The sequence below is a fragment of the Zoogloea sp. LCSB751 genome, from assembly GCF_002028455.1.
Lineage (GTDB): Bacteria > Pseudomonadota > Gammaproteobacteria > Burkholderiales > Rhodocyclaceae > Zoogloea.
This window is the reverse complement of record NZ_MWUM01000155.1, coordinates 1-278: the sequence shown is the minus strand read 5'-3', so window position 1 is coordinate 278 and position 278 is coordinate 1. Positions and strand designations below refer to the sequence as shown.

The window sequence follows — 278 nt, the reverse complement described above, 5'->3', positions numbered from 1 at the left end:
GGTCGAGTTCTGCGATCGCATCGGCATCATGTATGCGGGGGAACTGGTGGAGGTGGCGCCGGCCAAGGCGATACTGACCGCGCCTCTGCACCCCTATACCAAGGGGCTCGGCAACTCCTTCCCGCCCCTGCACGGCCCGAAAACCGTGCTGGAGGGGATCCCCGGCACCCCGCTCAACCTGCTGGAGGTGCCGGTCGGCTGCCGCTTCCAGGCCCGCTGCGGCAAGGTGCACGATCGCTGCCGCCAGGAATATACCGCCCTCGCCGAGATCCGGCCCG

Annotated in this window: 1 protein-coding gene; it reads left to right on the top strand. The window is 68.7% G+C overall.

What is annotated here, in order from left to right:
- Window positions 1-278: oligopeptide/dipeptide ABC transporter ATP-binding protein (locus B4920_RS26155; RefSeq protein ID WP_368664741.1), on the top strand; the 278-nt coding region annotated here is incomplete at both ends.